The sequence below is a fragment of the Allobosea sp. genome (assembly GCF_051860145.1).
Classification (GTDB): domain Bacteria; phylum Pseudomonadota; class Alphaproteobacteria; order Rhizobiales; family Beijerinckiaceae; genus Allobosea.
Genome location: NZ_JBHYEM010000058.1, coordinates 1 through 591, shown reverse-complemented (window position 1 = coordinate 591; position 591 = coordinate 1). Strand labels below are relative to the sequence as shown.

The 591-nt window shown below is 59.4% G+C and carries 2 protein-coding genes; both read left to right on the top strand.

All coding sequences use genetic code 11. The annotated features are described in order from the left end of the window. Positions 1 to 20: 20 nt before the first annotated feature. Positions 21 to 332: a 50S ribosomal protein L24 gene (gene rplX, locus ACTIF2_RS27685; protein ID WP_069059026.1), complete on the top strand. Its 312-nt coding sequence runs from the start codon at positions 21 to 23 to the stop codon at positions 330 to 332. Continuing rightward, the coding region (gene rplE, locus ACTIF2_RS27680; RefSeq protein ID WP_439500351.1) for a 50S ribosomal protein L5 at positions 325 to 591 on the top strand (267 nt) is incomplete at its 3' end. The genes rplX and rplE, both read left to right, overlap by 8 nt.

Sequence of the window (591 nt, the reverse complement as noted above, 5' to 3'; positions counted from 1 at the left end):
TACTGTAAGGAGCGATGGCTATGCAGAAGATTCGTAAGGGCGACAAGGTCGTCGTACTCACCGGCAAGGACAAGGGCCGTACCGGTGAAGTTGTTCAGGTCATGCCGAAGGAAGACCGTGCGGTCGTCAAGGGTATCAACCTGGTGAAGCGTCACCAGCGTCAGTCCCAGACCCAGGAAGCCGGCATCATCACCAAGGAAGCTTCGATTCACCTGTCGAACATCGCGATCGCCGACCCCAAGGACGGCAAGCCGACCCGCGTCGGTTTCAAGGTCGAGGGCGACAAGAAGGTTCGTGTAGCAAAGCGTTCGGGAGTGTCGATCGATGGCTGACACCAAGTATGAGCCGCGCCTCAAGAAGGAATACGTCGAGCGTATCCGCAAGGCGCTTCAGGAGCAGTTCTCCTTCGCCAACGAGATGCAGATCCCGCGTCTCGACAAGGTCGTCATCAACATGGGTGTTGGTGAATCGACGGGCGATTCGAAGAAGCCGTCCGTAGCGGCTGGCGACCTCGCAGCGATTGCCGGCCAGAAGCCGGTCATCACGCGCGCCCGCAACTCCATCGCCGGCTTCAAGCTGCGCGAAGGCATG